Source organism: Sphingobacterium sp. 18053 (genome assembly GCF_902706145.1).
Taxonomy (GTDB): Bacteria; Bacteroidota; Bacteroidia; order Sphingobacteriales; family Sphingobacteriaceae; genus Sphingobacterium; species Sphingobacterium paramultivorum.
Window position 1 is genome coordinate 36,146 of sequence record NZ_CACSJW010000008.1, and the last position, 24,375, is coordinate 60,520.

19 protein-coding genes are annotated in these 24,375 nt (G+C 38.6%); 8 read left to right on the top strand and 11 right to left on the bottom strand.

The window, feature by feature from the left end:
* Positions 1-2 precede the first annotated feature (2 nt).
* From GVK91_RS18740 to GVK91_RS18765, 6 genes are all read right to left on the bottom strand, one after another.
* Complete coding sequence (locus GVK91_RS18740; RefSeq protein ID WP_159730784.1) at positions 3-3,923, bottom strand: response regulator; 3,921 nt, start codon at positions 3,921-3,923, stop codon at positions 3-5.
* A 321-nt stretch (positions 3,924-4,244) separates the two neighbouring features.
* Positions 4,245-5,399, bottom strand: a complete 1,155-nt coding sequence (locus GVK91_RS18745) for a TIGR03364 family FAD-dependent oxidoreductase (RefSeq protein WP_159730786.1) — start codon at positions 5,397-5,399, stop codon at positions 4,245-4,247.
* A gap of 32 nt (positions 5,400-5,431) precedes the next feature.
* Entirely contained in the window at positions 5,432-6,772 is a 1,341-nt protein-coding gene (locus GVK91_RS18750) for a DUF5690 family protein (RefSeq protein WP_159730788.1), read from the bottom strand.
* A gap of 184 nt (positions 6,773-6,956) precedes the next feature.
* Positions 6,957-7,535: a helix-turn-helix domain-containing protein gene (locus GVK91_RS18755; protein ID WP_075994857.1), complete on the bottom strand. Its 579-nt coding sequence runs from the start codon at positions 7,533-7,535 to the stop codon at positions 6,957-6,959.
* A 164-nt stretch (positions 7,536-7,699) separates the two neighbouring features.
* Entirely contained in the window at positions 7,700-8,524 is an 825-nt protein-coding gene (locus GVK91_RS18760; RefSeq protein ID WP_159730790.1) for a glycoside hydrolase family 16 protein, read from the bottom strand.
* Between the two features lie 136 nt (positions 8,525-8,660).
* On the bottom strand, positions 8,661-9,146 hold the full coding sequence (locus GVK91_RS18765) for an ester cyclase (protein ID WP_159730792.1): 486 nt from the start codon (positions 9,144-9,146) through the stop codon (positions 8,661-8,663).
* Positions 9,147-9,512: 366 nt separating this feature from the next.
* On the opposite strand from GVK91_RS18765, the gene GVK91_RS18770 reads away from it, so the two are divergent.
* From GVK91_RS18770 to GVK91_RS18780, 3 genes are read left to right on the top strand one after another with little or no spacing between them, the layout of a single operon-like run.
* Complete coding sequence (locus tag GVK91_RS18770) at positions 9,513-10,439, top strand: ring-cleaving dioxygenase (RefSeq protein ID WP_159730794.1); 927 nt, start codon at positions 9,513-9,515, stop codon at positions 10,437-10,439.
* Positions 10,440-10,478: 39 nt separating this feature from the next.
* Entirely contained in the window at positions 10,479-10,778 is a 300-nt protein-coding gene (locus GVK91_RS18775) for a GNAT family N-acetyltransferase (RefSeq protein WP_075993164.1), read from the top strand.
* Between the two features lie 23 nt (positions 10,779-10,801).
* Positions 10,802-11,419: an alpha/beta hydrolase gene (locus tag GVK91_RS18780; RefSeq protein ID WP_159730796.1), complete on the top strand. Its 618-nt coding sequence runs from the start codon at positions 10,802-10,804 to the stop codon at positions 11,417-11,419.
* A gap of 82 nt (positions 11,420-11,501) precedes the next feature.
* On the opposite strand, the gene GVK91_RS18785 is transcribed toward GVK91_RS18780, so the two are convergent.
* On the bottom strand, positions 11,502-12,785 hold the full coding sequence (locus GVK91_RS18785) for a Gfo/Idh/MocA family protein (RefSeq protein ID WP_159730798.1): 1,284 nt from the start codon (positions 12,783-12,785) through the stop codon (positions 11,502-11,504).
* Positions 12,786-13,358: 573 nt separating this feature from the next.
* Between GVK91_RS18785 and GVK91_RS18790 the strand changes: the two genes are divergently transcribed.
* Together GVK91_RS18790 and GVK91_RS18795 are read left to right on the top strand one after the other, a co-directional pair.
* Complete coding sequence (locus GVK91_RS18790; RefSeq protein WP_046672944.1) at positions 13,359-13,550, top strand: cold-shock protein; 192 nt, start codon at positions 13,359-13,361, stop codon at positions 13,548-13,550.
* Positions 13,551-13,737: 187 nt separating this feature from the next.
* Complete coding sequence (locus tag GVK91_RS18795; RefSeq protein WP_153846754.1) at positions 13,738-14,862, top strand: DEAD/DEAH box helicase; 1,125 nt, start codon at positions 13,738-13,740, stop codon at positions 14,860-14,862.
* Between the two features lie 63 nt (positions 14,863-14,925).
* On the opposite strand, the gene GVK91_RS18800 is transcribed toward GVK91_RS18795, so the two are convergent.
* From GVK91_RS18800 to GVK91_RS18810, 3 genes are all read right to left on the bottom strand, one after another.
* Complete coding sequence (locus GVK91_RS18800) at positions 14,926-17,193, bottom strand: cation:proton antiporter (RefSeq protein ID WP_153846753.1); 2,268 nt, start codon at positions 17,191-17,193, stop codon at positions 14,926-14,928.
* 176 nt (positions 17,194-17,369) lie between these two features.
* Positions 17,370-18,092, bottom strand: a complete 723-nt coding sequence (locus GVK91_RS18805; RefSeq protein WP_200845660.1) for a LytTR family DNA-binding domain-containing protein — start codon at positions 18,090-18,092, stop codon at positions 17,370-17,372.
* Positions 18,082-18,822, bottom strand: a complete 741-nt coding sequence (locus tag GVK91_RS18810; protein WP_200845661.1) for a histidine kinase — start codon at positions 18,820-18,822, stop codon at positions 18,082-18,084. Before GVK91_RS18810 ends, GVK91_RS18805 begins: the two co-directional genes overlap by 11 nt.
* A 302-nt stretch (positions 18,823-19,124) precedes the next feature.
* Here GVK91_RS18810 and GVK91_RS18815 point away from each other — a divergent pair, with 302 nt between their 5' ends.
* On the top strand, positions 19,125-19,343 hold the full coding sequence (locus GVK91_RS18815; RefSeq protein ID WP_046672939.1) for a hypothetical protein: 219 nt from the start codon (positions 19,125-19,127) through the stop codon (positions 19,341-19,343).
* Between the two features lie 123 nt (positions 19,344-19,466).
* Here the strand turns inward: GVK91_RS18815 and GVK91_RS18820 are convergent, their stop codons facing one another.
* Positions 19,467-20,645, bottom strand: a complete 1,179-nt coding sequence (locus tag GVK91_RS18820; protein WP_159730800.1) for a thiolase family protein — start codon at positions 20,643-20,645, stop codon at positions 19,467-19,469.
* Between the two features lie 321 nt (positions 20,646-20,966).
* Here GVK91_RS18820 and GVK91_RS18825 point away from each other — a divergent pair, with 321 nt between their 5' ends.
* Together GVK91_RS18825 and GVK91_RS18830 are read left to right on the top strand one after the other, a co-directional pair.
* On the top strand, positions 20,967-22,142 hold the full coding sequence (locus GVK91_RS18825; protein WP_153846751.1) for an acyl-CoA dehydrogenase family protein: 1,176 nt from the start codon (positions 20,967-20,969) through the stop codon (positions 22,140-22,142).
* A gap of 30 nt (positions 22,143-22,172) precedes the next feature.
* On the top strand, positions 22,173-24,284 hold the full coding sequence (locus GVK91_RS18830) for a 3-hydroxyacyl-CoA dehydrogenase NAD-binding domain-containing protein (protein WP_159730802.1): 2,112 nt from the start codon (positions 22,173-22,175) through the stop codon (positions 24,282-24,284).
* Positions 24,285-24,375 lie beyond the last annotated feature (91 nt).

Here is a 24,375-nt window from a genome sequence, read left to right on the forward strand (position 1 = left end):
CATTATTTATTTAAGATTTTTGTAATTAATTCCAGTCCTATATCCATTTCTTGTTCGATTGCCACAAAAGCGATCGCAAGGTCAGTTTCGATCGTTGGGCTGGTCTCAAGGTCTTTAGTCATTTGGGCCAACCTGATAAGTCCAGCAGTCGATGAAGTTCCCCGCAACTTATGAAGGAGTTCTTTGATGCGTACAATATCGTTTGTATCAATTGCCTCCTTTAACTGCTTTCTAGACCCCGTTATTTCCCGGACGACCAAATCCAGAAAAAAGGTTAAAAATGCGGGATCATCACCGGCTTGTTCTTCCAGGCGCTGCATATCCAAATGCTCATCCAAATCCTCTAGATCCGAAGCTTCTGCAGCACTAGGTTTTACCGATAACATAGCTTTTTCCAGGGCCTTGAATAAATCCTGTTGTCGAATAGGTTTAGCTAGAAAGTCTGACATCCCCGCTTCGAGACAGCGTTCCTTTTCGCCTGAAATATTACCGGCAGTAACACCGATAATAGGTGTTTCAGCATAAGCTGCCATTTGCCGGATCTGTTTGGTTGCTTCAATCCCATCGACCTTGGGCATCTGAACATCCATCAAAATAAAATCAAATTGTTTTTCTTTGCAAGCATGAATGGCTTGTGCTCCGTCAGAAACTTCAGTTAAGAGCGCTCCTGGCATTATGCTTGCCATCATGCGTAAATTAAGTGCCATGTTAACGGCATTGTCGTCTGCCAAGAGCACTTGAACGTCCTGACCGTACAAATCCGATGATAACGATAAGTTTGCATTCGCCTTTAATTGCACTGCATCTTCCCTATTTTGTTGTATCGCCCTTCTTAAAGTCGAATACAGTTCCTCAGATTTAATCGGCTTAAGTAGACAGAATGACCGCTCCTCTTGTCTAAATGCTGAAATCACCTCATGCTCTTCTGATGAAGTGTGCAACACGATCAAAGGAATACCTTCTTCCTGTTTTCTAAAGAGTTCTTTGATTTTTTCTATCGTTTCGAGGCCCGATAAGATCGGCATATGATAGTCCATTAAAATAACATCGAATCGTTCCCCTTTCATCAGCAACTGTAAGGCTTCCATGCCGTTTTCTGCGAGGACAGATTCGACGTTTTTATAGGCCAACATATGTTGCAGGATAATCCGGTTATTCGCGTTGTCATCGACAACGAGGACACGATTTAAAGGCAAAGCTGTATCTTCATCCTCCATTTCTTCACATCGGACCTCGATATCAAAATAGAACGTCGATCCGACACCCAATTCGCTTGTCAGATTCAATTTACTTCCCATGTATTTCAAAAGGTTGTTGGAAATTGTCAAACCGAGTCCCGTGCCGCCGTATCGTTTACTTACGGAGCTATCTTCTTGCGTAAAAGCATCAAAGATGCGTTGTTGTTTCTCGGGTGGAATTCCTATACCGGTATCTCTGACCTCAAAGCGTAATGTTAATTTATTCTCATCATTGCGAAGTTTACTGATCTTAAATTCGATTTCGCCTTTTTCCGTAAACTTAACTGCGTTACCTAATAAATTCACCAACACTTGCTTAATACGTGCCTCGTCAATCCAAACAAAAGCCGGCAGTCCCTGCTCAATATTCAAAAGCAGTTCGACTTCTTTTCGTTGTGCTTGATAGAGAACAACATTAATAACCTGATTGGCTACATCATAAACGTTATACTTATCGACAAATAATTCGAGTTTACCCGATTCTATTTTTGAAAAGTCTAAAATGTCATTAATAATATTGAGTAAGCTATTTCCCGATTCATTGATATAGCCGAGGTATTGTAGCTGTGTATCATTTAATGGTGTTTTTAACAACAAATCGGAGAATCCGATCACACCATTTAAGGGAGTACGAATTTCATGACTCATATTGGCGAGGAATTCGGACTTTGCTTTACTCGCCAGATCGGCCAGTTCCTTCGCTAACTTTAATTCATCATTTATTTTTACCGATTCGGTCGTATTTTGTGTAAAGATAATGATTCCACCTATACTTCCATCAGCAAGATGCCAAGGTCTTACTTCCCAATTGAAATGTTGCGCTTCAGCAAGTCCACCAGCCTGTATGACCTCATCCATATTCTTATAAGGTGTTCCCTCCAGCGCATCAAGGTAGATTTTTTTTCTATTTTCTGGGATATTTGGAAACAGTTTGAAAAAGTTACTATTTGGCGGCAAACTTACCCCTTCGTGAAAATCTTCCAACCATTGATTACTGACTGAAATATAGTTAAAGTCTCGGTCAAACATAGCAACCGAAGCAGGAACATAATCCACAAACGCACGTAACATAGATTCTTTGCGTTCCAGTTCCAAGAAGAGCGATTTACTTTGATCGATATCCTGAATAATTCCAAAAACGCGCTTACACACATCGTTTTCAAATTCGGGAATACCTTTTACCCGTACCCAAATTGATTCTCCATCTTGCTTTAATAGACGCAATTCGGTATCGTAAGGTGTTCTTGATGTAATGGCGTCTTCGAAAACCCTACGCAAAACAACCTGACTTTCCGGCTCATAAAATCCGATTGCATGTTCAAAATCAGGTGTAAAATCAGGAGCCACACCATGAATTAGCTTAGTGGAGTCGGACCAATAAACCTTGTTTTCAACTAAATTGACCTCCCATCCGCCAACCTGAGCGACAGCATTGGTCTGCTCCAGGATTTGTTTGGTATGCAAAAGATCATTTTCAAGCCGCAATCGATCCGTCATATTCAAGGCCGTACTGACAACATAAGACCGTCCATTTTCATCCGTTTCCAACATATTGTGGTATAGCCAAGAAATGTTTTCACCATCTTTTGTTTGGAGAACCATCATTCCAGAATCCTCTTTATTGCTGGCAATACGTTTGAGATATTCTTCAACCAGACCGACATGATGAGACGGAACCAATTTCTTGAGGTTAAGTCCTTTTACCTCTTCTTTGGCATACCGCAATATCTCTCTTCCTTTTTCATTGACAGATAGAATATTACCATCCAAATCATGCATGCTCATGAGGCCGATCGCATTTTCAAAAAAGCTACGAAATCTACGTTCGGAATTCTCCAACTTGAGTTTTTCTTCGCGCTCTTTTGTTACGTTTCTGCCAAAGGCCAGGATATCATGATTTATCGGATCATATTTGAAATGCCATTCAATTTCGACAACTTGGCCATTTTCTATTTTAGTCCTACTCGTAGATTGAATTCCGTACTTTGTTTCCTCAACTCGACCTAAGTCCGATACTAACTCCCTTTCAGCGTCTCCCAATAATGTAAAAATAGATTTGCCTAAACTATTCGATCTGGACAATCCCAAGACTTTACTAAATGCGGGGTTAATTTCTTTTACCTTGCGCGCCTCATCCAACACGCAAATAATATTGTTTGTCAAGTGAAAAATTTCGGAGAAATAACCTGCCTGTACTTTTCGTTTTTTTCCCAATAATATTTTGGTCACTGCCTTGCCAAGCTCTTCCAACGAGTCTTTTTGTTTATCCGAAAGCTTTTTCGGATGGAAATCAATCACACAGATTGTTCCAAGAGCATCACCATCATCATCCAAAAGAGGAACTCCAGCATAAAAACGGATATTTCCTTCGCGAATCAATGGATTGGAAGAGGAACGCGGATCTTCAAAAGTATCCTCTATAACGAGGACCTCTTTACTCATTATGGTGTATTGACAGACTGTGTTCTTCCTTTCAACAGTATCTAATTCCATACCCACACAACTCTGAATGCGTTGCGTTTCTTGCTCCATCATTGCAATTAAGGAGGCAGGACAGTCTGTAATCAAACAGGCCGCTTGCGCAAAAACGTCTAATTCAGGGTCTTTCCCGAGTCCCATTAACTCATAGGACTTTAATTTTTCTATCCTTCTTAACTCATTTTCAGGAAAAACATTATTTGCCATTCACTTCTAATATTTAGATCTGGTTTATTGTGACCGTGAAGTTAATAAAAACATTGTTTAACCCCTAAACAATAAGGAAATATTGGTCAGATAATGTTTTATAAAGAACAAACAACAGCTAAATTAGTTGATGAAATAAAAAGATTTACCATACGTCTTCTTCATAATTTAGTTATTTACTAATTGAATTTTATAAAGCTTGACCTTATTAAGAAAGACAAACTGTACGTTTAGGAAGTCTGTACAAACTGATAAAAAAAATAGCTTAAAAACGAAAGAGCCCCGCTAGATGTGATAGCGGGGCTCTTCAATATGTTTAAATTAAAAAAGTTTTTCAATACTCTGTTCGGCATAGCCAGCACTTGCTGTCATTCCCTTCCCTCCAATACCGGTTCTAACATGTATTCTTGGGCTAACGTCGATTTCAAGAATATGATCTTTGTGTTGCGAATAATAACCTGCCCAAGAAGATGAAATCCAGGTACGCTCCATTGGCATGATACGGTTGGCTTCTACAATCATCAATTCATTGATATAGGAATTTACTGAGAAGCCCAGTTCATCCAATCTGTTTCCCGCTGCATATTCATGCGAATCACCGATAATAATACTACCATCCGTGGCCTGTTTAAATAGGATATGAATTCCATAATTGTGCAGCTCCTGATAGTAATCAGGCATTGGAATTGTTTGAAACGAAGGGCAATATTCTTCAAAACTCTCGTATCGACGAATGGTCAACCCAGTTAAGATATTCCCAGGAAGATGAATATGAGCCAAAGGCTTTGTACGCATCATTTGCAACTTGCTAATTTCAAGCCCGCTATTATCAAATAAGGACCGATATAAAATTTTAAACTCGTATCCATTGCAGATAAGCAATTTCTTCCCGTCAAAGTTTTCTAGCGTACTGCTCGTGACAACAACAGCATCATTTTTATCTTCGCAGGCCACAATTGTCGTATCGTATTTCAACGTATAGTCCACAAACTTATTTTGCATATAAATATGCAGCTGTCTAATCATTGACTCGGGCTCTACACTGAGTTCCTGCGGAAAAAAGATAGCTTCTTTAACATAATCAGCATTCATTACGGGATATTTCAATAAAACCTGTTCCTTTGACCAAAGTTCATGATCATATCCTTTTCCCTGATAGTGCTTAGATAGCTCGTGAAGCACCTGAACTTCATCACTATCCGAAGCAATATAGATGCTGCCGTTATTTCTAACGGATATATCCATCTCTTTCTGAATAGACTGATATATTTCAAGTCCCCTTACACCATAATCAAACCATTCACCGGCCATCCCCGATGGCACTACTTGTCCGAAATTACGAACGGTAGATCCCACGGGGAAATTATCTTTTTCGAGTTGGAGCACGCGTAATCCCATTTTTAACGCATGATAAGCATGAAAGGTCCCTAAAATTCCACCCCCAACAATAATTAAATCATATGTATTTGTTTTCATCTTTATAAATAGAATATCATAAAAAAGTATAGTTAACTAATTTGCACTTCTCCTTTTGTGGTATGCCAAGGGGCCAATAATTCATCGTCGCTTCCTTTCATCTGTTCTTTTTTTCGAATAAAATAGAGAAGAGAAAATATACCCAAAATCGCTCCGATAATAGACGCTAAAAAGACCAATTGAATAAAGTAATTTCCCCAAGTAACAGAATTTGGCATAAACTCTTTGTTTACCAATATCAGAAAACTACCCAAATAACCGATTGAGTCAGCCATATACATAACAAAGCCGATGTTACTTTTCATACGATATGTAGCGATCATTCGCTCAAAAAATATGGCATTGTAAGGGATGTATGCCATATACAAGCCCAAACCGACGAGCAACATCCAACTTAAACCGTCAATCCATTGTTTCGTAAACAAATAGGTAGAAATACCTGCAGTCAGAAAACCTATAATGATCATATAATGGATCAACTTAAATGCTTTAAGATTATTTTTAACCATGATTAGACAACTTACCAGCAGCAGTACAATCAAGGAGATAGTCCCATCAACTTTTGCAAAAATGCCCGCCCCCTTCACATGTAACATCTGCCAGATTTCAACCTCAAAATTATCGCGTACATCACGTAAAATAGTAAGCATGGTGTAAACGATAATAGTCAAAACGATACCCGGCATAAAGGTTTTAAAAAAGTGTTTTCGCATTTTACTATCCATCGCAATGCGCTCCGTCCGTAGCTTCTTATTCTCTTCTGTTGGCCCTGGAGCATTTTCCAATATCCATACACACAAAACAAAGGGCAGAAAAAAAAGTAAACCCGTCAAAAATGGCATCCAAAACTCGTTAACATGAAAAGAAGACATCAACCACCGCCCAACCGTTTTTATCAGTCCTGAAGCGAAAATCAGACTTACGGACATCACTGCCCCCATAATCTCTGTAAACCGCCTTCCTTCTAAATAGCTAAATACCAACCCCCAAACCATTCCCAATGGAAAACCATTGATAAAAAGAAAGACAACATTCCAAGGTCTCGGACAAACTGCAAATGCCAAAAGCCCTATCCATGAAATACAAATCAAACCGATTAAATACCGCCCTCTATTACGTTGTTTACTTTCAGAGATAAATTTAATGCCATAAAACTTGGACAACAAATACCCCAGCATTTGAATGACCACCATACAGACTTTATAATCGACACCAAAAATAGTATCATTTGCAAAAGCAGATGCCGTAAATGACTTTCTAAATGAATACATACTCGTGTAACATAAAAATGCTGTAACAGCCAGAACAATAGCCACAGATTTCTCATCCAGTCTATTTATGCGTCTTTTTATTCGTTGGTTTAACTCCATCATTTAAACTTGTTAACAGACCTCATTGTCCGCAATCAAAAGTAAATTTTGGAAATTAACACAAGACTAAACTTTTGTTAAGTATTTATAAACAAATATAAGCATCCCTTTGCGATACGAAAAGTATAAAATGAAAAAAGCATCATTGAATGATTCAATGATGCTCTGACAGTTAACATGTTATCTTCTATTTCTTGTTTTCAAAAAAGTATACAATTAGCATGACGGCCTTTTCACTTCCAACATTGCGCGGTGTATGTGACAATCGACCATTAAAAAAGATCGAATCGCCCTCTTCTAAGCTAATTTTTTGATCATTGAAGATATACTCAACCTGTCCGCTAATGATATATTTATATTCATAAGCTTCGGTCTCAACCATTGGTCGCTGTGCATCTGGAAGCAATTCCAAAAGAACAATATCCATTGTTGAACTATCCATCGCAGATGTAAAAATCCTTTTATAATGGAAACCTATCGCCGACTCTTTTTCAAACGGACTATAAGTATCTTTTTTCCGAACGACCACGGGGCCTGAATCCAATTCAGAATTAAAATCTTTAAAAAACTCATTAAGATCAATATTCAGTGCATTGATGATATTAATCAATACCAGTAAGGAGGGTATTGTTCTGTTATTTTCAATCTGCGAAATAAGTCCCTTGCTTACCCCAGCTCTATCAGCAACTTCCTGTATGGTAATTCCTTTTTCTTTTCGAATTTCCTTAATCTTATTGCTAATCTTGAATATCGTATTATCTTCCATAATTTGGCCAAAAGTAAACATTTTTCCTATGTCGTGTATATTAAGTTTTTATCACCTAATCATAGGTCACCTCTAAAATTAGGATATTTCACTGTTATCAGAAAACTGCGGTTCAATAGTCGGCGATCTTTTTCATCTTTTATCCTTCTGAGACTTGTTGAACACTATTGGTAAACTTTAACCCAGTCAATACGCATCTCAACAGGCAGCTGGTCTTGATTTACCTCACCAACCCAGCTCCCGCCCAACTGTTGATCAATCAATAGATAAAAGGGTTGATCATAAGGCCACTGAGTGGGGTCTACTCCATTAACCTGTGGATAAGTAAAGGTATCAACTCCATTCACCTGAAATACAATACGATCGGGATACCAGCTTATACCATATGTATTGTACTCCTCTGATTTGATCGAAGCGGTACCAAAATGTTTGGGATTCTCCTTTTGCCCCAGATCTAAGGTATAGTATGAATGTGTTGTCTGGTAAATGATATTATCAAAATTAAGATGTTCCATAATATCAATTTCACCATTTCTCGGATACTTTCCATACTTGTCCAACTCTGCCAACATCCACATGGCGGGCCATGCCCCTTTTGCACTTCCAAGTTTAGCTCGGATTTCTATACGTCCGTACTGAAAAGCAAACTTTCCCTTACTCCATATCCCGCCTGTCAAAAATTGTCTTGAATCTCTATTTTTGTCTGTATTTTTAATTCCTTTAAGAATCAACTCTCCATTTTCCCATCCAAAACAGGCGTCATCTGTACTCATGTGGCGATTCCAGTCGGCTCCGCCTGCTGGAATCCGGGACCATTTACTACTGTCTAGCTTAGGGGAATTAAAGTGCTCTTCCCATACCAGCTTCCATTCCTTAACCTCGCGATCTTTCTTTTGCACATATACATAGGGATGATCTTTGGGACTATAATGAACACTACATGCAGAAAACAACAGATAAAAAAAACTTAGGCCTAGGACTCTTTTCATGATTAAAATTAGTGGTTTGCTCAGAAAAATGATTTAGGCCTAAATTTAGACATAATTTACCATACCTGACATCTCCACTAACAATTAAGAGGGACTAAAACGTAAAGGAAAGAAGAAATGCGATTTTTTGATATCCTTAAAACATAGGATGTGCGTTTGCTGCATTTTTAGGAACATCTTGCTGTGCATCCCAATGCTCCACAATTTTACCTTTTTCCAGCCTGAAGATATCAATAGTCGATTTGAGACTACCATCTGGATTCTTATTTTTTAGGTGAATGAAAACCAAATCTCCATCCGACGCAATGTGTTGTACATCAATCTTCGTTTTGGGCTGCCCTTCAAACCATTTCGCCGCAGCGAGCTTAAATGCCGCTGCTCCATCCGCAACAGAGGGATTATGTTGGATATACTGAGGGGAAATGTACTTATCAACTGCAGAAACATCCTTATCACCAAACATTTGCTGATAAAAATCTAAAACGATTCTTTTATTCTCTTTGTTTTCGTCAAGTTGTTTTTGCGCAGTCTCCTTTGATTCATTTGTCTGCGGCTGCTGACAACCCAGCGTTAGCAATAAAACAGAGAAAGTCATGACCTTAACTATTGTTCCATTTTTCATCTTTAAATCTATTTTTAATTGAATTCATCGATTCACACCCCACATTAACACAATCCAATTTACCTAAATTATACAATATATAAGGCTTTTATCTGAGGTCATTTACACTATAAAATATTGGCATGATAATTGGATTTATCGCTATAGTATAATATTCAGAAATATACATTTCATAAATTTAGGTTAATAATTGGTTAGGTTAAACACCTGAAGTCCCCAACTTCAGGTGTTTTTTTATATATTTTCGAAAATCAATATTGTTATAAAAACAAAAATGCCAATTATAGCTTTTATTAATCTAGTTCAATAAAATTCCTTATTGCTCGATGTAACTTTACATCAGTTAATAAAATAAAAATATCAGATATGGAAAATAGAATATTAGGACTACACCACATTACCGCGATAGCCGATAATGCAAAGCGAAATCTTGATTTTTATACGAAAGTACTGGGCGTACGCCTTGTCAAAAAAACAGTTAATTTCGACGACCCTGGGACCTACCACTTCTATTTCGGTAATGAACAGGGCGAACCGGGAACGATCCTTACGTTTTTCCCTTGGGAAGGTATCGGAAAGGGTACCCCGGGAGCGGGAATGGCAACTCATATTGGCTATGCGGTACCTCAAGGGAGTTTGGATTTTTGGAAAAATCGTTTAGGGGAACATCAGATTAGTTTACAGGAAAATGAAATTTTTGGAGAGAAGCTAATTTCATTTAATGATCCCGATGGATTACAGCTTCAATTTATTGAAACGAAAGATGATAGAAAGGCATGGACAACGACTGACATCAATGCCGAACACGCACTAAAAGGCTTCCATAATATCACACTTTCTTTAAAAGAAGCAGATCCGACACTAAAAGTATTGACCGATATTTTGGGTTATTCGCTCCAGCAGCAGGATGATAATCGTTATAGGTTAACAACTGATAGCATTGATACCGCTAATAGCGTTGACATAATAGCGGATAAAAATCTGCCATACGGCAAAAATGCAGCTGGCACAAACCATCATGTCGCATTTCGGGTAAAGGACGACAATGTTTTGATGGAGTATCGTGAAAAGGTGCTTTCAGCAGGATTAGATATCACACCAAAAATAGATAGAGATTACTTTTTCTCACTCTATTTTCGTGAACCTGGTGGTGTCTTATTTGAACTCGCTACGGACAATCCCGGATTTACAGTAGACGAACCGCTATCCAGCTTAGGATCGGCACTGAAATTACCAAAGCAATATGAAAGCTACCGTTCGCAGATTGAACAGACATTGCCAAAAATCGATTAATTAACATTATATAAACATCATTATACAAACGAGGAAGTTATGGAAAGAACTGAAATTGTATTAGACAAAAATCAACGTGGAGAGCTCCAATTATTCTCCGATGAACGCAAAGCAGGTTTAATGAGCATCGCTATCATTGACGGTAATCTTGTTGTTTATCATACAGAGGTGGACGAAGCCTATGAGGGAAGAGGATTTGCAAAAATACTGCTCGAGAAATTGGTATCTCATGCGCGCGAAAACAACATGAAAATTGTTCCATTATGTCCTTATGTAAATGCGCAGTTTCATCGTCATCCAGAACTATATCAAGACGTTTGGTTTAAAAAAACGGTATAAATTACCAAACATGAAAGGATAAAATGAGTCATTCAATAAATATTAAAACAGCTGGTCAAAATTTAGAACAGGCAAAAAAAGCCATTGTCATGATCCATGGTCGTGGGGGGAGTGCAGAAGACATCCTTGGCATGTCATCCTATCTTCATGTCGATAATTTTGCACTACTTGCACCGCAGGCAGAAAATCAAACTTGGTACCCCTATTCTTTTATTGCTCCCGTACAAGAGAACGAACCTTGGTTGAGTTCCGCAATCGATCTGATTGATCATACAGTTAAACTAGCTTTAGACAATGGGATCCTCTCCGAAAATATCTATTTTTTTGGTTTTTCTCAGGGTGCCTGTTTAACACTAGAATACCTTGCACGGCATGGACAGCGCTTTGGTGGCGCTATAGCAATTATTGGCGGAGTAATAGGTGAAGAAATTAACAGGGATAATTACAAGGGTGACTTCGCACAAACGCCTATTTTTATTGGCACTAGCAATCCTGATTTCCATGTTCCTCTTGAACGCGTTGAAGCTACAGTATCCATCTTAGCACAAATGAATGCCAATGTAAAGCTCATGGTATATCAAAACGCGGGGCACTCCATCAATCGCGAGGAGATCGATCTTGCAAATGAATTTGTTCTTTAAGAAATAAAGGCGTGAATCATTAGTAAGGAATGATCCATTGGTTGTTGATTATAATGATTAATCAACAACCAATTTTAATGCATTATACTTTTGGGTATTTATAACCGTTATGATAAACAGAAGCTAAGTATTTATTTGCTTTCTGATCGGTAAAATGCTGTTTATCTTTATCCCAGTAGAGTTTTTGTCCTGTCCTGAATGCAATATTTCCCAGCTGGGAAAAGATGGCAATATGCGCCCCCACTTCAATTGGTGCATGAAGTACTTCTGGATTACGTTGGCGAATTGCTGCTACAAAATTTTCCATATGTTTGTCCAGTCCATTATCTAAAGAAGGTTGGATAGTGACCGCTTCCATCCTTCCTTTTTCTGGAATAACCTCCCAGCCCGATCTATTCAAGACCAGCGTACCATTGTTACCAATAAATGCGACACCGTGATTGCGGTTATAAGGCCCGAGATCAATTCCTTTGGCATGTTCCCATTGGATATTGAAGCCATCAAACTCATACACAGCAGTCATCGTATCAGGCGTTTGGCCTGCATCGTCCGGGAACGCAAACTTACCTCCTGAGGCCATAATAGATTTTGGATCGGAAACCTTCATCCCAAGTAAAGCATAATCCAACATATGCACGCCCCAATCTGTCATCAAACCTCCTGCATAGTCCCAAAACCATCGAAAATTAAAATGGAATCGATTCGAATTAAATGGTCTTTTTTGTGCCGGACCTAGCCATTCCGTATAATGTACACCTGCGGGAACCGGTTCATCGGGCACTATGGGAATAGCACTTTTCCACCCTTGATAAGACCAAGCTTTTACCAATCTTATTTTGCCTAATTTACCAGAATGAACAAAATCAATGGCGTCCTTGAAATGTTGCTGACTTCTTTGCCATTGCCCGACTTGTACAATAGCCTTATTCTTTTTTGCTGCCTGAACCATTAATTCACATTCAAGAATGGAGTTACCAATAGGCTTTTCGACATATACATGCTTTCCAGCATTTACGGCATCTACCATTTGCAGGCAATGCCAATGATCCGGTGTTGCAATAATGACCGCATCCACAATCGAGCTATTGAGTAGCTTCTTATAATCTACAAACGTTTCGACATGTATATTTCTTTTTTGAAGTTCTTCTGCCCTCTTTTTAAGAATATTTTCATCCACATCACAAAGAGCAGTACACACCAAGCCATCATTCTTTAACAATGCATTCAAATCAGACCAGCCCATACCATTTACACCAATTAATCCAACCCGGATGGATTGATCTAAAAAATATGAACCTTTAGCATTAAAAAAAAATGATGATGCAGCTAAAACAGTAGACGTTTTGATAAAATCTTTTCTATTCATTGGATATTGGTTTAAGTTTTGTTTTTACTGGATATCATCTAAATTCTCAATACGAGCAGAATACATATGCTTAGATGAATGCCATGAATAAGAAGTGCTTTCTTTATTATTAAAAACAAATTGCTTCGATGAAAATACAAAAATGAATCTAGGTGCTCGCAAAAAGCATTGTAAAATATATATAGACAAACCTAGCGTAACCCTATGAAAAAAACGAAAAAATGGTCGAGTTAGAATCACTCGACCATACATCTACCTATGAAAAACATGCCCTTGGGAGGGGCGGTTGAAGTTAATACTAATTTCACTAAGAACAAATATTTAGAACAAATATTTATCTAAACAATTAATAAGAACATTAACAACAACATCATGAGTTGACCATGTTACATTGATTGGCGAGATTGTGTTTTATTATACATTTATGTTCGATAAATTCCTTCCTCTAACGCTGTTCCAATCAACATCTTGTTCAAAAAAAGGCTCAGTTACACAACATATTTTATATTTCATTAAAAAAAATAAAAGATTAATCATTTATTATGACTACCTTGCCGCACTTAATTAAAAATAATGAATACAGGTAAAATTAAATTTTTCAATGAAACTAAAGGTTTTGGTTTTATTACACCAGAGGATGGTAGTGCAGATGTTTTCGTACACGTTTCTGCGCTTAAAAATCAAGTATCTGAAGGCGACGTTGTTACTTATGATGTAGAAAGAACTCCAAAGGGGATCAGCGCTACAAATGTAAAATTGGCGTAATCCAAAAAATACACTTTCTTGTTAATGGGGTAATTCTTAATGACTTATCCCATTTCTTTTTCCTATTCTTCCTTTACAATTTTTCAGCAATCTTTTACTTTTCCGTTGAAGACTTTTAGTTTTCAAATAAAAAGCATAAAAAGGATTCTCAAAGGTTTTATTTAAGACAAATTCGAACATACTATTTATGGAATTTAAACAACTCAGTTTAATCGCTCCGCTTTTAAAAGCAATAACCGAAACAGGCTACACACACCCCACTGCAATTCAACAAAAAGCTATTCCAATTGTATTGCAAGGCAACGATCTTATTGGTTGTGCACAAACGGGAACCGGCAAAACAGCCGCTTTTGCACTTCCGCTTTTACAACGTCTTGAAGAAACTAAGACATTAGGTAAGCTCGTTCCGATTAGGGCTTTGATCCTTACGCCAACTCGTGAACTAGCCATTCAAATTGGAGACAATATAAACTTATACCGGAAATATCTAAAACTAAACTATTGCACTATTTTCGGTGGAGTAAGCCAAGAAAAGCAAGTTAAAGAAATCAAAAAGGGTGTTGATATTCTTGTTGCTACCCCAGGCCGGTTACTGGATTTGATGAATCAAAAAATAGTTTCTCTGGATAAAATCGAGATCTTGATATTGGACGAGGCGGACAATATGCTGGACATGGGCTTTATTCATGATATCAAAAAGATCCTGACCAAAGTTCCTTCAAAGAGACAGACATTGTTTTTCTCGGCGACAATGCCTCCTAATATCCGTAAATTCGCACATGGGATACTACATAAACCTGTCGAGGTTGACGTCACACCGGTAAGCTCAACGGCTGAGAAAGTAAATCAATCTGTATTTTTTGTAGAAAAGAAGGAGAAGATCAGATTATTGACAAGCATATTAAAAAAGCTGAAGCATGAGCGCACTATTGTCTTCTCCCGCACAAAACATGGTGCCGATAAGATCGTTAAGCTGCTTGCGAAAAATGGCTTGAGAGCAGCAGCCATTCACGGAAATAAATCTCAAAATGCAAGACAAAAAGCTTTAGGTGAATTTAAGGACAGTCATCTTAAAATTTTGATCGCTACCGATATTGCTGCAAGAGGAATTGATATCGAACAACTACCGCTTGTGATTAACTATGATCTTCCCAATGTACCGGAAACCTATGTTCATCGAATTGGAAGAACAGGAAGAGCTGGTCAGGAAGGAAAAGCCATTTCTTTTTGCGATGTAGAAGAAAGACCGTATTTAGCTGATATTGAAAAATTGATCGGACTAAAAATCAAGATAGAAAAGATCAATAAATAGATCTTTATAATACCTTAAGTAAAAGCCCCTAGATTATTGAATTTAGGGGCTTTTACTTTTTATTTATGGTTTGCGATCTGCCATCAACAGGGTCGATGGCGTGAAAGGAAGCCAATTTACTTTTTTATTGACAACTTTGTTCCAGCTGGGCAGGCTGATCAACATTAAGTCCTGGTCCTGCCAGGTCTCACTATTTAATTCTCTTTCAGTTATTGTGAGATGGTTGGGAACAAGCTGTTCCAATTGCCTCAATTTCTCCTTGAAGCTTTCATTGGTCTTCAGCACTTGGTTGAGATCCCAAACTATGATCTGAGCATCTGAATGCTGAATCAGACGTTTTATCATTTCACATAGAAATTCATCATTTTTTAAAACGACAGGAACAATCACTCGCTTCGCCTTCACAAACTCTTTATCAATCAAAATGCCTACCATCGCATTAACTTTGGCATTGATCTGTTGATTTCTATCAAATGTCATAAAAGGAGATTCGGCATTTGTAACCGTATGGAATAACTTTTCAGGATTCACAATACGCGTAGTAAAATCTAAAAAACGTCCCAGTAAGCTTCCTTCATAAATTGATTCACTGACACCCAACAATAATAAGTCCTGATTTCGCTCATTGGAGGTTTGTACAATCTCGCTGTCGATATCACTGGAGATTTTAAAGATTGTCTGAATAGGTTGCTCGAGCTGCTGCGCTACCTGCTTGATTTCACGGAAACTATCCAGCTCCTGGGTTTCCACTTCATAATGATGTAACTCGTTGGCAGGTTCAATATGTAAAGCCGTAATTTCAGCGTTCTTTTTTGATTTTAAGGTTAACGCATCAGCCAGATACAACAGTGAAATCCCGGTATTACTTTTCGCAAAAGACAATAGAATCTTAAATTTTGATTTATCCAGGAGATCTTCCTGTAATAAACTCTTCTTTGGTCGATAAAGGAAATTGATCAGATCCAAAGATGGCCCTGTCATAAAAGTGGTGACCAATGCCATAACAACCATCATCGAAAATAATTCAGCACTTAAAACGCCAAGATCGTATCCAATATTGAGGACGATAAGTTCCATTAACCCGCGCGTATTCATCAACGCGCCGATACTCAGACTATCTTTCCAGCTTTGACCGACAAAACGCGCCGCCAACGTGCTACCTGCAAATTTACCAATAACCGCGACCAAAATAATACCAATGGTAATCATCCATAACTGAGGATCATTAAGTAGACCGATCTGCGTACGCAGTCCAGTATAGACAAAAAATAAAGGCAACAACAACAAAGTAGAGACATCTTCGATTTTTTCAATGAATGCTGTTCTGAATCGACTTCCTTCGGGCATGATTGCTCCCGCCATAAATGCACCAAAAAGTGCATGAATACCGATTACTTCGGTTGCATAAGCAGATAACAGCAGGACAATAAAGAAAATAGCAACAACAGGCTTACTTAGGGCTTCTTTACTCCCTTTTACCTCTCCAACGCGCATCAAAAATGGACGAACGATCTTAATCATAATGAGCACATAAGCAACAGCCAGCCCGATTGTATACAATGCACTAGCAAAATCACCGGCTTTGACAATTGCAATTACGACTGCTAGAATACACCAAGCTGTAATATCGTCTGCAGCAGCGCAGGTAATCGCCATTGCACCTAGCTTACTTTTCTGCAATCCTCTTTCCTGTATAATTCTAGCAAGAACAGGAAACGCTGTTATGCTCATGGAAATACCAATAAACAAGCTATAAGATAGAAACTCTACATTTGTAGGTGGATGGAATAGGTATAAAAAATAAGCCAATGAAATTCCCAACGTAAATGGGATCACAATGCTCGCATGAGAAATGACAACAGCATCATGCGCTTTATTTCGCAGCACATTCAAATCCAGCTCCATTCCAATGATAAACATAAATAAGATTAACCCAATTTGACTCAAAAACTGCAAATTACTGAGCGATTCTACAGGAAAAAGTGTATGCGAAAATTCCGGAAAATAGAGCCCCAGCAATGATGGTCCCAATATGATACCTGCGAGCATCTCTCCAATTACGACGGGCTGCTTAATCTTTATGCAAATCCATCCCATGATACGTGCAGCGATAATGATTGTCACGATTTGCGCCAGTAATATCGCTAGCGGATGCTGCAGACTATGGAATAAAGTTGATGTAAAATCCTTCCAGGCGCCTTGACTTGTTTTCTCTCCACGTAGTAGTTCTGGAGCCTCCAGCTGTGCCCCCAAATGAATCATCCAATACATCACACCAAGTAATGTACCAACTAAAACTACATAGAAAATTGTATTCCTATATTTCCTCATCTTCAATAGCAATTAAAATAAATATAATGACAATAGCATACTAAGTCCCGACCAATATTCTTTAAACAAGGGGGGATAAAATACAGTCTCAACAAAAATATAATTCTGTAGCAGTTTTAATGCCTTTCAGCAGGTAGGTCTAAGAAAATATGTAATGAACCAAAAGAATTTTGTAATCAACTGAATTTCTCGAAAAACATTTTCTTGTACGATTCGCCCAAATTAAAAAGAAGGGGTAGATCTTGGTCGTCCGACAAATTGCTTGTAATTTCATCAGCGGAGAAAAATTTGACGATCTTGGTTGCAATGATCTCTTTTTTATTGATACGTATAAAATCCTGTTCAGGCAAGATCTCCATCAGCTTATCAAAGCTTATATTTTTCAATAAAATAAACGAACCATCCGCCAAATAAACTGTTTTATCCCGGCTGTCTACTTCAGCTATTTGAACATAGTTAATCTGTTCGAAATACAACACTGTTTTTCCTTTATTCGTATTAAATTGCGCAAAAGAGACAGTTTCAGATCGCTTGCTAATTAGTTGCTCAACCTTCATAATGGCTTGTTGAAGACGTTGCAGGGACAATGGTTTACGCATATAATCTACTGCATTGATGTCAAAAGCATCGCTCGCATATTGTTTATATGCAGTAGAAAATACAATCGGAAAGTCTTTTAGCTCTTTGGCTAGGTCAAATCCGTTAAATTCCGGCATTTCAATATCCAGAATGCAAAAATCAAAACTTAACTTGCGGTATTCCTTCAATAATGGAGCTGGATCATTAAAAGCTTTAACCACCTCTAAACCAGAAATCTGTTCACAGAGCATTTTCAAAAATCTCAAGCTTGGTATTTCATCATCCAAAAGAATACATTTCAAATTTCTTTCAATCGGCATACAATCTAATTTGAAGGTTGGCAGTATAGACATCATTTTCTACAAATCGCCGCAGTTGATGTCTACCTGGATAATACAACATGAGACGCTCTTCCAAAGTTTTGCTGCCTATTCCACTTTTAGACTTTTGTAATGGTGAACGTTTTGATATTCGATTGCTTACAACTAATTCGAATAAACCATTCTTAAAGGTCAGCATAATAGCGATAAAAGAATCCGGACCGTGGAAATCCGCATGCTTAAACGCATTTTCAATTAAATCAACCGACATAAGCGGGACTAATGACGGTGTGTTCAACATGGAGTCATTTAGTTCATCAATATCAAATTTAACGCGGATATCAAATAAGGGGCTCAATTTTACCTTGTTTATCTCAATGAGATTTCGGGCAAATTCAATTTCGGCCTTCGGTGAAACGAGTTCATCTTCACTTTCGTATAAAACGTAGTCCAATACCATGGCTAATTTGTCCATCGTATAATAGGTTTGATAAGCATGGGAAAGTATTCCGTTCAACGAATTTTTAAGCAAATGCGGATTTAATTGAGCCCGATGGAAATGTTCTATCTTTTGATTATCCATACGATTAAAAAGCTCTTTTTGTTGTCTATTTTCTACCTCAAGTTTCCGGTATTTTTGTCTTAAAAAGAGGTACAAACCCAATATTACAGCAACAATAGTCAGCAATAACAGAATGATTATATTCGAGATCTCAGTCGTCATGTTCATCCAAACTTAGTTAAAATTTCATTATGAACGAAAAACCAGCTTGAGAAAACCCAGATGACCAAACCCTCTATTCATTTACGATAAAATGAAATTTGAGCGCTTTTAGATCAAATACACCACTGTGAAATTCTCATGTATTTATTACAAAATTTAATAGTTTCATTACAATTTAGTCACTTTGACACATTAATTTCAGATTATTATCCTTATATTGAGACTATTGTAATTAGCCGATCAAATGATTGTCTACGCTATTTTGGTTAAACCCGCCTGATTTTTAATCAGGCCTAATATGAAACACTATGGAAAAGCTCATTTTCGAAACTAATGCACAACATCCCAGTCTTGTAGACAAAATCAAACAAGCTGTTGAAAAACTGAATGGCATCCACGAATGGAAGATCGACTTGGATTCTATTTATAATCTGTTAACCATAGAAGGTATTCGACTCAACCCAACGGAAATCGAATCAGAGCTAGCGCTCCATGGAGTCGAGGCAAGCCGTCTGTATGAAGAGTAGAGGTACGACCTTGTATAGCAAATAAAATAAGTTTCCTGGAAGCTATGTGGTTAAAAACAACCGAATTCAATAAGCGTGAGCTTCTTCCAGATAAAATTAAAGCAATCTTATCTGGAAGAAGCATCAAATCTTTTTAATAATCATTGCCGAGGCACCACCGCCACCATTACATATCGCTGCCAGCCCTACTGATCCTCCCTCCTGTCTTAAGATGCTGCTTAGTGTTACAACAATTCTAGCTCCCGAACATCCTAATGGATGCCCCAAAGATACCGCTCCTCCATAAACATTCACTTTGTTCATGGGTAAGCCTAAAATCTGTGCATTTGCCAAAGCGACAACAGAAAAGGCTTCATTAAATTCAAAATAATCAATGTCCGCAATTGTCAGACCCGCTTTTTTTAATACTTTATTTGTGGCAATACTTGGCGTTGTCGTAAACCATTCTGGAGCTTGCTCAGCATCAGCATAAGCAATAATCTCTGCTAAGGGCACAAGTCCAAGTTCTTCCAATTTCTCGCCAGACACGAGCAATACCGCAGCAGCCCCATCACTTATTGTAGATGCGTTTGCGGCAGTTACAGTCCCCTCTTTTTTAAAGGCAGGCTTAAGCTCAGGTATCTTATCAAAATTGACCTGCGAAAACTCTTCATCCCGCGAAACGACGACGTCTCCTTTACGACTTTGTATCGTTATAGGTTGAACCTCGTTTAAAAACTTATTTTTTTGCCAAGCCTCTAGGCTTCTTTTATAGGAACTTATCGCATAAACATCCTGTTCTTCACGACCAATATGATATTTCTCGGCACACAACTCTGCAAAGATTCCCATTGCATCATTCGAATAAGCGTCGCTCAAACCATCACGTTGTAAACCATCAACCAGACTCTGGGCTCCAAATTTGGCTCCCCAACGCATACTATTCGTATAATATGGCACCCTACTCATGCTCTCCATCCCACCAGCAATCACTACATCAGCATCTCCCAATAGAATACTTTGCGCAGCAACAGCTATTGCTTTCATTCCACTAGCACATACTTTATTAAGAGTAGTTGCAGCGGTATGATCCGACAAACCTGCTAACCGCGCTACCTGTCGGGCAGGCGCTTGTCCCAAATCAGCTTGCAAAACAGCACCAATAATAATCTCATCCACTATATCGCGGGAAATACCCGCCTCATCAACTACAGCCCCAACAACCTGGGCCGCGAGACTTGGCGCCGAAATAGATGACAAGGCACCACCAAAACTTCCAATTGGTGTGCGTTTCGCTGCAACGATAAATACACTCTTTGACATGATATAAAAAGTTTATAATTGTTCTGCTAAAATTTTGAAGGCCTATCGCTAGCATATCCCCAACAACCCTTCCTAATCTTAAAGATAAAAAATATAACAGATAACCCACAACAAGTCGGTTTTATTTTTTTCATCAAAACAGAATAAATAGAAAAAAAATAACGCAAAAACTTCCCTACTTAACCAATTGAACGAAAAATAAAGAATAAAAATTTGCAAAAAGCCAAGGCTTTTCGCTAAATTCGTTTAGATAACATCCTACTAGACGGCCATTCAAAAGGCCACCTTACAATAAGATAACCAAAAGCAAGATAAACGATTATGCAGACAATCAAGTTTACAGCTGAACATCAGATTTTTCGCGATACACTTCGCGCATTTATTCGAAAAGAAATTACACCTTACGTCGATGATTGGGAAAAACGGGGCGAGATCGACCGAAATGTGTGGAAGAAAATGGGTGATATGGGATTGATGGGACTCAATTATCCAGAAGTGTATGGTGGACTAGAACTTGATTTTTATTATTCCTTGATACTCTGCGAAGAATTATCGTATTGTTTTTCTGGAGGATTTACCATTTCCGCGCTTGTCATTCAGTTTATGTCGGCTCCATACCTACTGAAATATGGATCAGAAAATCTGAAAGTACGCTACCTTAAACCGGTTATTGCTGGTGATATGGTCAGTGCTGTTGCTATTACTGAACCCGGGGCTGGTTCTGACGTAAAACAGATCAAAACAACAGCTGTTCGGGATGGCGATTTTTATATTGTCAATGGATCTAAAACATTTATTACCAATGGTTATTATGGTGATTTCTTCATTACAGCAGTCAAAACTGCTTCTGACCAGGGAACAAAGGGTATAAGCTTATTACTTATTGACAGAAATGCAACCGGAGTCTCGTCAAGCAAAATCAATAAATTAGGCTGGCACGCCTCTGACACTGCCGAGCTAGGGTTTAATAACGTACGAGTCCCTATTTCTCATCTTGTTGGCATTGAGGGAGAAGGATTTCGCTATTTAATGGATGGACTTCAATTGGAAAGGCTTACCGCAGCTATTCATAGTCTCGCTACCGCAGAATCCGCATTTCAGTATACGCTTGATTATATCGCACAACGTGAAGCCTTTGGAAAAAAAATCCAGGAATTTCAAACAATACGGCACCGAATCGCACAAATGGCAGCAGATATTGCTACCACGAAAGCCTTTGTCTACCATTGCTGTGATCTCCAAGACCAAAACGAATATGCAGTCCAAGAATGTTCCATTGCGAAGCTACAAGCAAGTGAGCTCGCCGTCAATGTCGTGAACCAATGTCTCCAATTATTTGGTGGTTATGGGTTTACAGAAGATTATAAAATCGCACGTTTATATCGCGATGTCCGTGTCGGCACCATTATCGGGGGAACATCAGAAATCATGCTTGAAATTATCGCGAAAATGACAATAGATCATGTGACTTATCAATCAGGAAAGTCCAAACAATAGAAAGCTTTTTAAAAATCATGACCAAGTACAATGGATGAAAATAAATCTTATATGACCCACACGCTCTTTCGTGTAGAACAGGATAATCATCACATCATTACAATCCATCCTATATCGACAGCGGCTCCCGAGCAGTTGGATATTATAGACTATCTCACGCAATTTGTTGATTTGGTTACGTTCATTCTCGAACGGGAAGATACCATAGGTGTCATATACAGCTGCCCGATTCAGGACAAAAAAATCGAATATACGCAATTATTTGAGCAGTTTTCTTCAAGCCGCTCAAGCCCTTCGGACTTATACAAGCTTACATCAAAAGTATTGCATTGGGAAACGTTTAAAAAACCCATTGTATCTCTTATTTCACACAATTGTACAGCTATTGCCCTAGCGACTATGCTATGGTCTAATTGTCGTATCGCCTCAGAAAAACTTCAGTTTGGCTTTCCGGAGAGTAAGTATGGTTTGTTTACAGCTTTTGGCACAACGATCTATTTACCAGCATTGATAGGTACTGAAAATGCCCTAAATCTGCTGACACAAAGCAAACTTCTGAGCAGTGAAGAAGCACATAAACTTGGGTTGATCAATGAATTGACGCAGAAGCCCAGCGACAGCCTATCATTAGCAATAAACTGGATACTTAATCCACCCAGCACCAATGCTGGCCATCACACAGAACAAATTGACGAACTGACGCCTGAAGCAATTCTTACTATCCAAAAAAAAACACGCGGTTTATACCCCGGCACAAACGCAGTTATTGAATTATTAAGAAAAAAACCGTCATCTAGAGCTGTTGAAGCTAGTGAGAGAGAAGCAAATTTATACCTAGAAGTGTTAAATAGCCCCGAACCACTCAGCATGGTCCGTACACTTCATTATGCTGTCCAATTGGCAAAATCACCCAACAGTATAAAACATCTTGGGGACTATAGCCTAAAAAAAATAGGCATACTGGGCGCCGGAATGATGGGCTCGGGGATTGCTTATGAGGCCGCCCGAGCAGGAATAGAAGTTGCTTTAAAAGACGTTACACTTCCCCAAGCCGAACGAGGTAAAGCCTATTCTAGCCAGGTTTGTGAAAAATCACTGGCTTTAGGGGCCATGAGCCCATCACAACGAGAGCAATTGCTTGCGCGCATAAAACCAACTGACCAAGTCGATGACCTTAATGGATCTGACTGCATTATAGAAGCTGTATTTGAAGATTTCCGCCTAAAGGCTGAGGTGACAAAAGAAAGCCTACCCACTTTAAACGAAAATGGCTTTTTCGCTACAAATACTACTTCATTGCCTATTACTGAGCTTGCTAAAGCAACCAATGATCCTAAAAATTTTATAGGGATGCATTTCTTTTCCCCTGTAGACCGCATGCCACTTGTCGAAATCATCTGCGGTAAACAAACCGAGCAAAAAACTTTGGAGAAAGCACTTACCACAGCTTTACGCCTCAATAAAATTCCGATAGTCGTGCAGGATGGTCCGGGCTTTTTCACCTCGCGTATTTTCTTCAATTATTTACTCGAAGGTATTACAATGGTACTGGAAGGCATCTCACCGACACTGGTCGAAGAGGAAGCGATGGCTGCAGGATTTGCCGTGGGCCCCTTAGCGGTATTAGACGAAATCTCATTGGAATTGATGCTACACGTTTATGATCAACTACCCGGTCTACATGCCAGCCAAAAACGCGCATACAGCTACCTCAAAGATATGGTTGATCAAGGGAGAAAAGGAAAAAAATCAAGCGCCGGATTCTACGATTATGACTATGAAACCAAAAAGAAAACAATTTGGAAAAACCCTGTAATTGCATCTACAAAAGAAAATGTAACACCTTCAATTATCCGGAAACGTTTGTTGCATGTCATGGCATTGGATAGCTATCGATGTCTCGCAGAAGGCGTACTCAACCAACCCATCGATGGCGATATTGGTTCTATTTTAGGTGTAGGGTATGCATCCTATACAGGTGGAGTATTTGGACATATCGACCGCACAACGCTTCCTATTTTCATTGCTGAATGCGAAGACTTTCTGCCCAAAGGTGAGCAATGGGATATACCAGAATCTTTAAGAGAGCTGGCAAAAAAGAATTTCAGATTTTATAGTGGTTTTGGCTCAAATTGGCGATAGATTAGCCAATCTATCTTCTTTCTTCTAAAGAAGCGTACATAAGCTGTTTAAGTGCACTAAAGTATCAGGTAATCATAAAAACAAAAGGTTG

Coding starts and splice junctions, on each gene's coding strand:
- GVK91_RS18740 (WP_159730784.1), bottom strand. CDS start 3,923: ATGGCAAATAATGTTTTTCCTGAAAATGAGTTAAGAAGGATAGAAAAA.
- GVK91_RS18745 (WP_159730786.1), bottom strand. CDS start 5,399: ATGAAAACAAATACATATGATTTAATTATTGTTGGGGGTGGAATTTTA.
- GVK91_RS18750 (WP_159730788.1), bottom strand. CDS start 6,772: ATGATGGAGTTAAACCAACGAATAAAAAGACGCATAAATAGACTGGAT.
- GVK91_RS18755 (WP_075994857.1), bottom strand. CDS start 7,535: ATGGAAGATAATACGATATTCAAGATTAGCAATAAGATTAAGGAAATT.
- GVK91_RS18760 (WP_159730790.1), bottom strand. CDS start 8,524: ATGAAAAGAGTCCTAGGCCTAAGTTTTTTTTATCTGTTGTTTTCTGCA.
- GVK91_RS18765 (WP_159730792.1), bottom strand. CDS start 9,146: ATGAAAAATGGAACAATAGTTAAGGTCATGACTTTCTCTGTTTTATTG.
- GVK91_RS18770 (WP_159730794.1), top strand. CDS start 9,513: ATGGAAAATAGAATATTAGGACTACACCACATTACCGCGATAGCCGAT.
- GVK91_RS18775 (WP_075993164.1), top strand. CDS start 10,479: ATGGAAAGAACTGAAATTGTATTAGACAAAAATCAACGTGGAGAGCTC.
- GVK91_RS18780 (WP_159730796.1), top strand. CDS start 10,802: ATGAGTCATTCAATAAATATTAAAACAGCTGGTCAAAATTTAGAACAG.
- GVK91_RS18785 (WP_159730798.1), bottom strand. CDS start 12,785: ATGAATAGAAAAGATTTTATCAAAACGTCTACTGTTTTAGCTGCATCA.
- GVK91_RS18790 (WP_046672944.1), top strand. CDS start 13,359: ATGAATACAGGTAAAATTAAATTTTTCAATGAAACTAAAGGTTTTGGT.
- GVK91_RS18795 (WP_153846754.1), top strand. CDS start 13,738: ATGGAATTTAAACAACTCAGTTTAATCGCTCCGCTTTTAAAAGCAATA.
- GVK91_RS18800 (WP_153846753.1), bottom strand. CDS start 17,193: ATGAGGAAATATAGGAATACAATTTTCTATGTAGTTTTAGTTGGTACA.
- GVK91_RS18805 (WP_200845660.1), bottom strand. CDS start 18,092: ATGCCGATTGAAAGAAATTTGAAATGTATTCTTTTGGATGATGAAATA.
- GVK91_RS18810 (WP_200845661.1), bottom strand. CDS start 18,822: ATGAACATGACGACTGAGATCTCGAATATAATCATTCTGTTATTGCTG.
- GVK91_RS18815 (WP_046672939.1), top strand. CDS start 19,125: ATGGAAAAGCTCATTTTCGAAACTAATGCACAACATCCCAGTCTTGTA.
- GVK91_RS18820 (WP_159730800.1), bottom strand. CDS start 20,645: ATGTCAAAGAGTGTATTTATCGTTGCAGCGAAACGCACACCAATTGGA.
- GVK91_RS18825 (WP_153846751.1), top strand. CDS start 20,967: ATGCAGACAATCAAGTTTACAGCTGAACATCAGATTTTTCGCGATACA.
- GVK91_RS18830 (WP_159730802.1), top strand. CDS start 22,173: ATGGATGAAAATAAATCTTATATGACCCACACGCTCTTTCGTGTAGAA.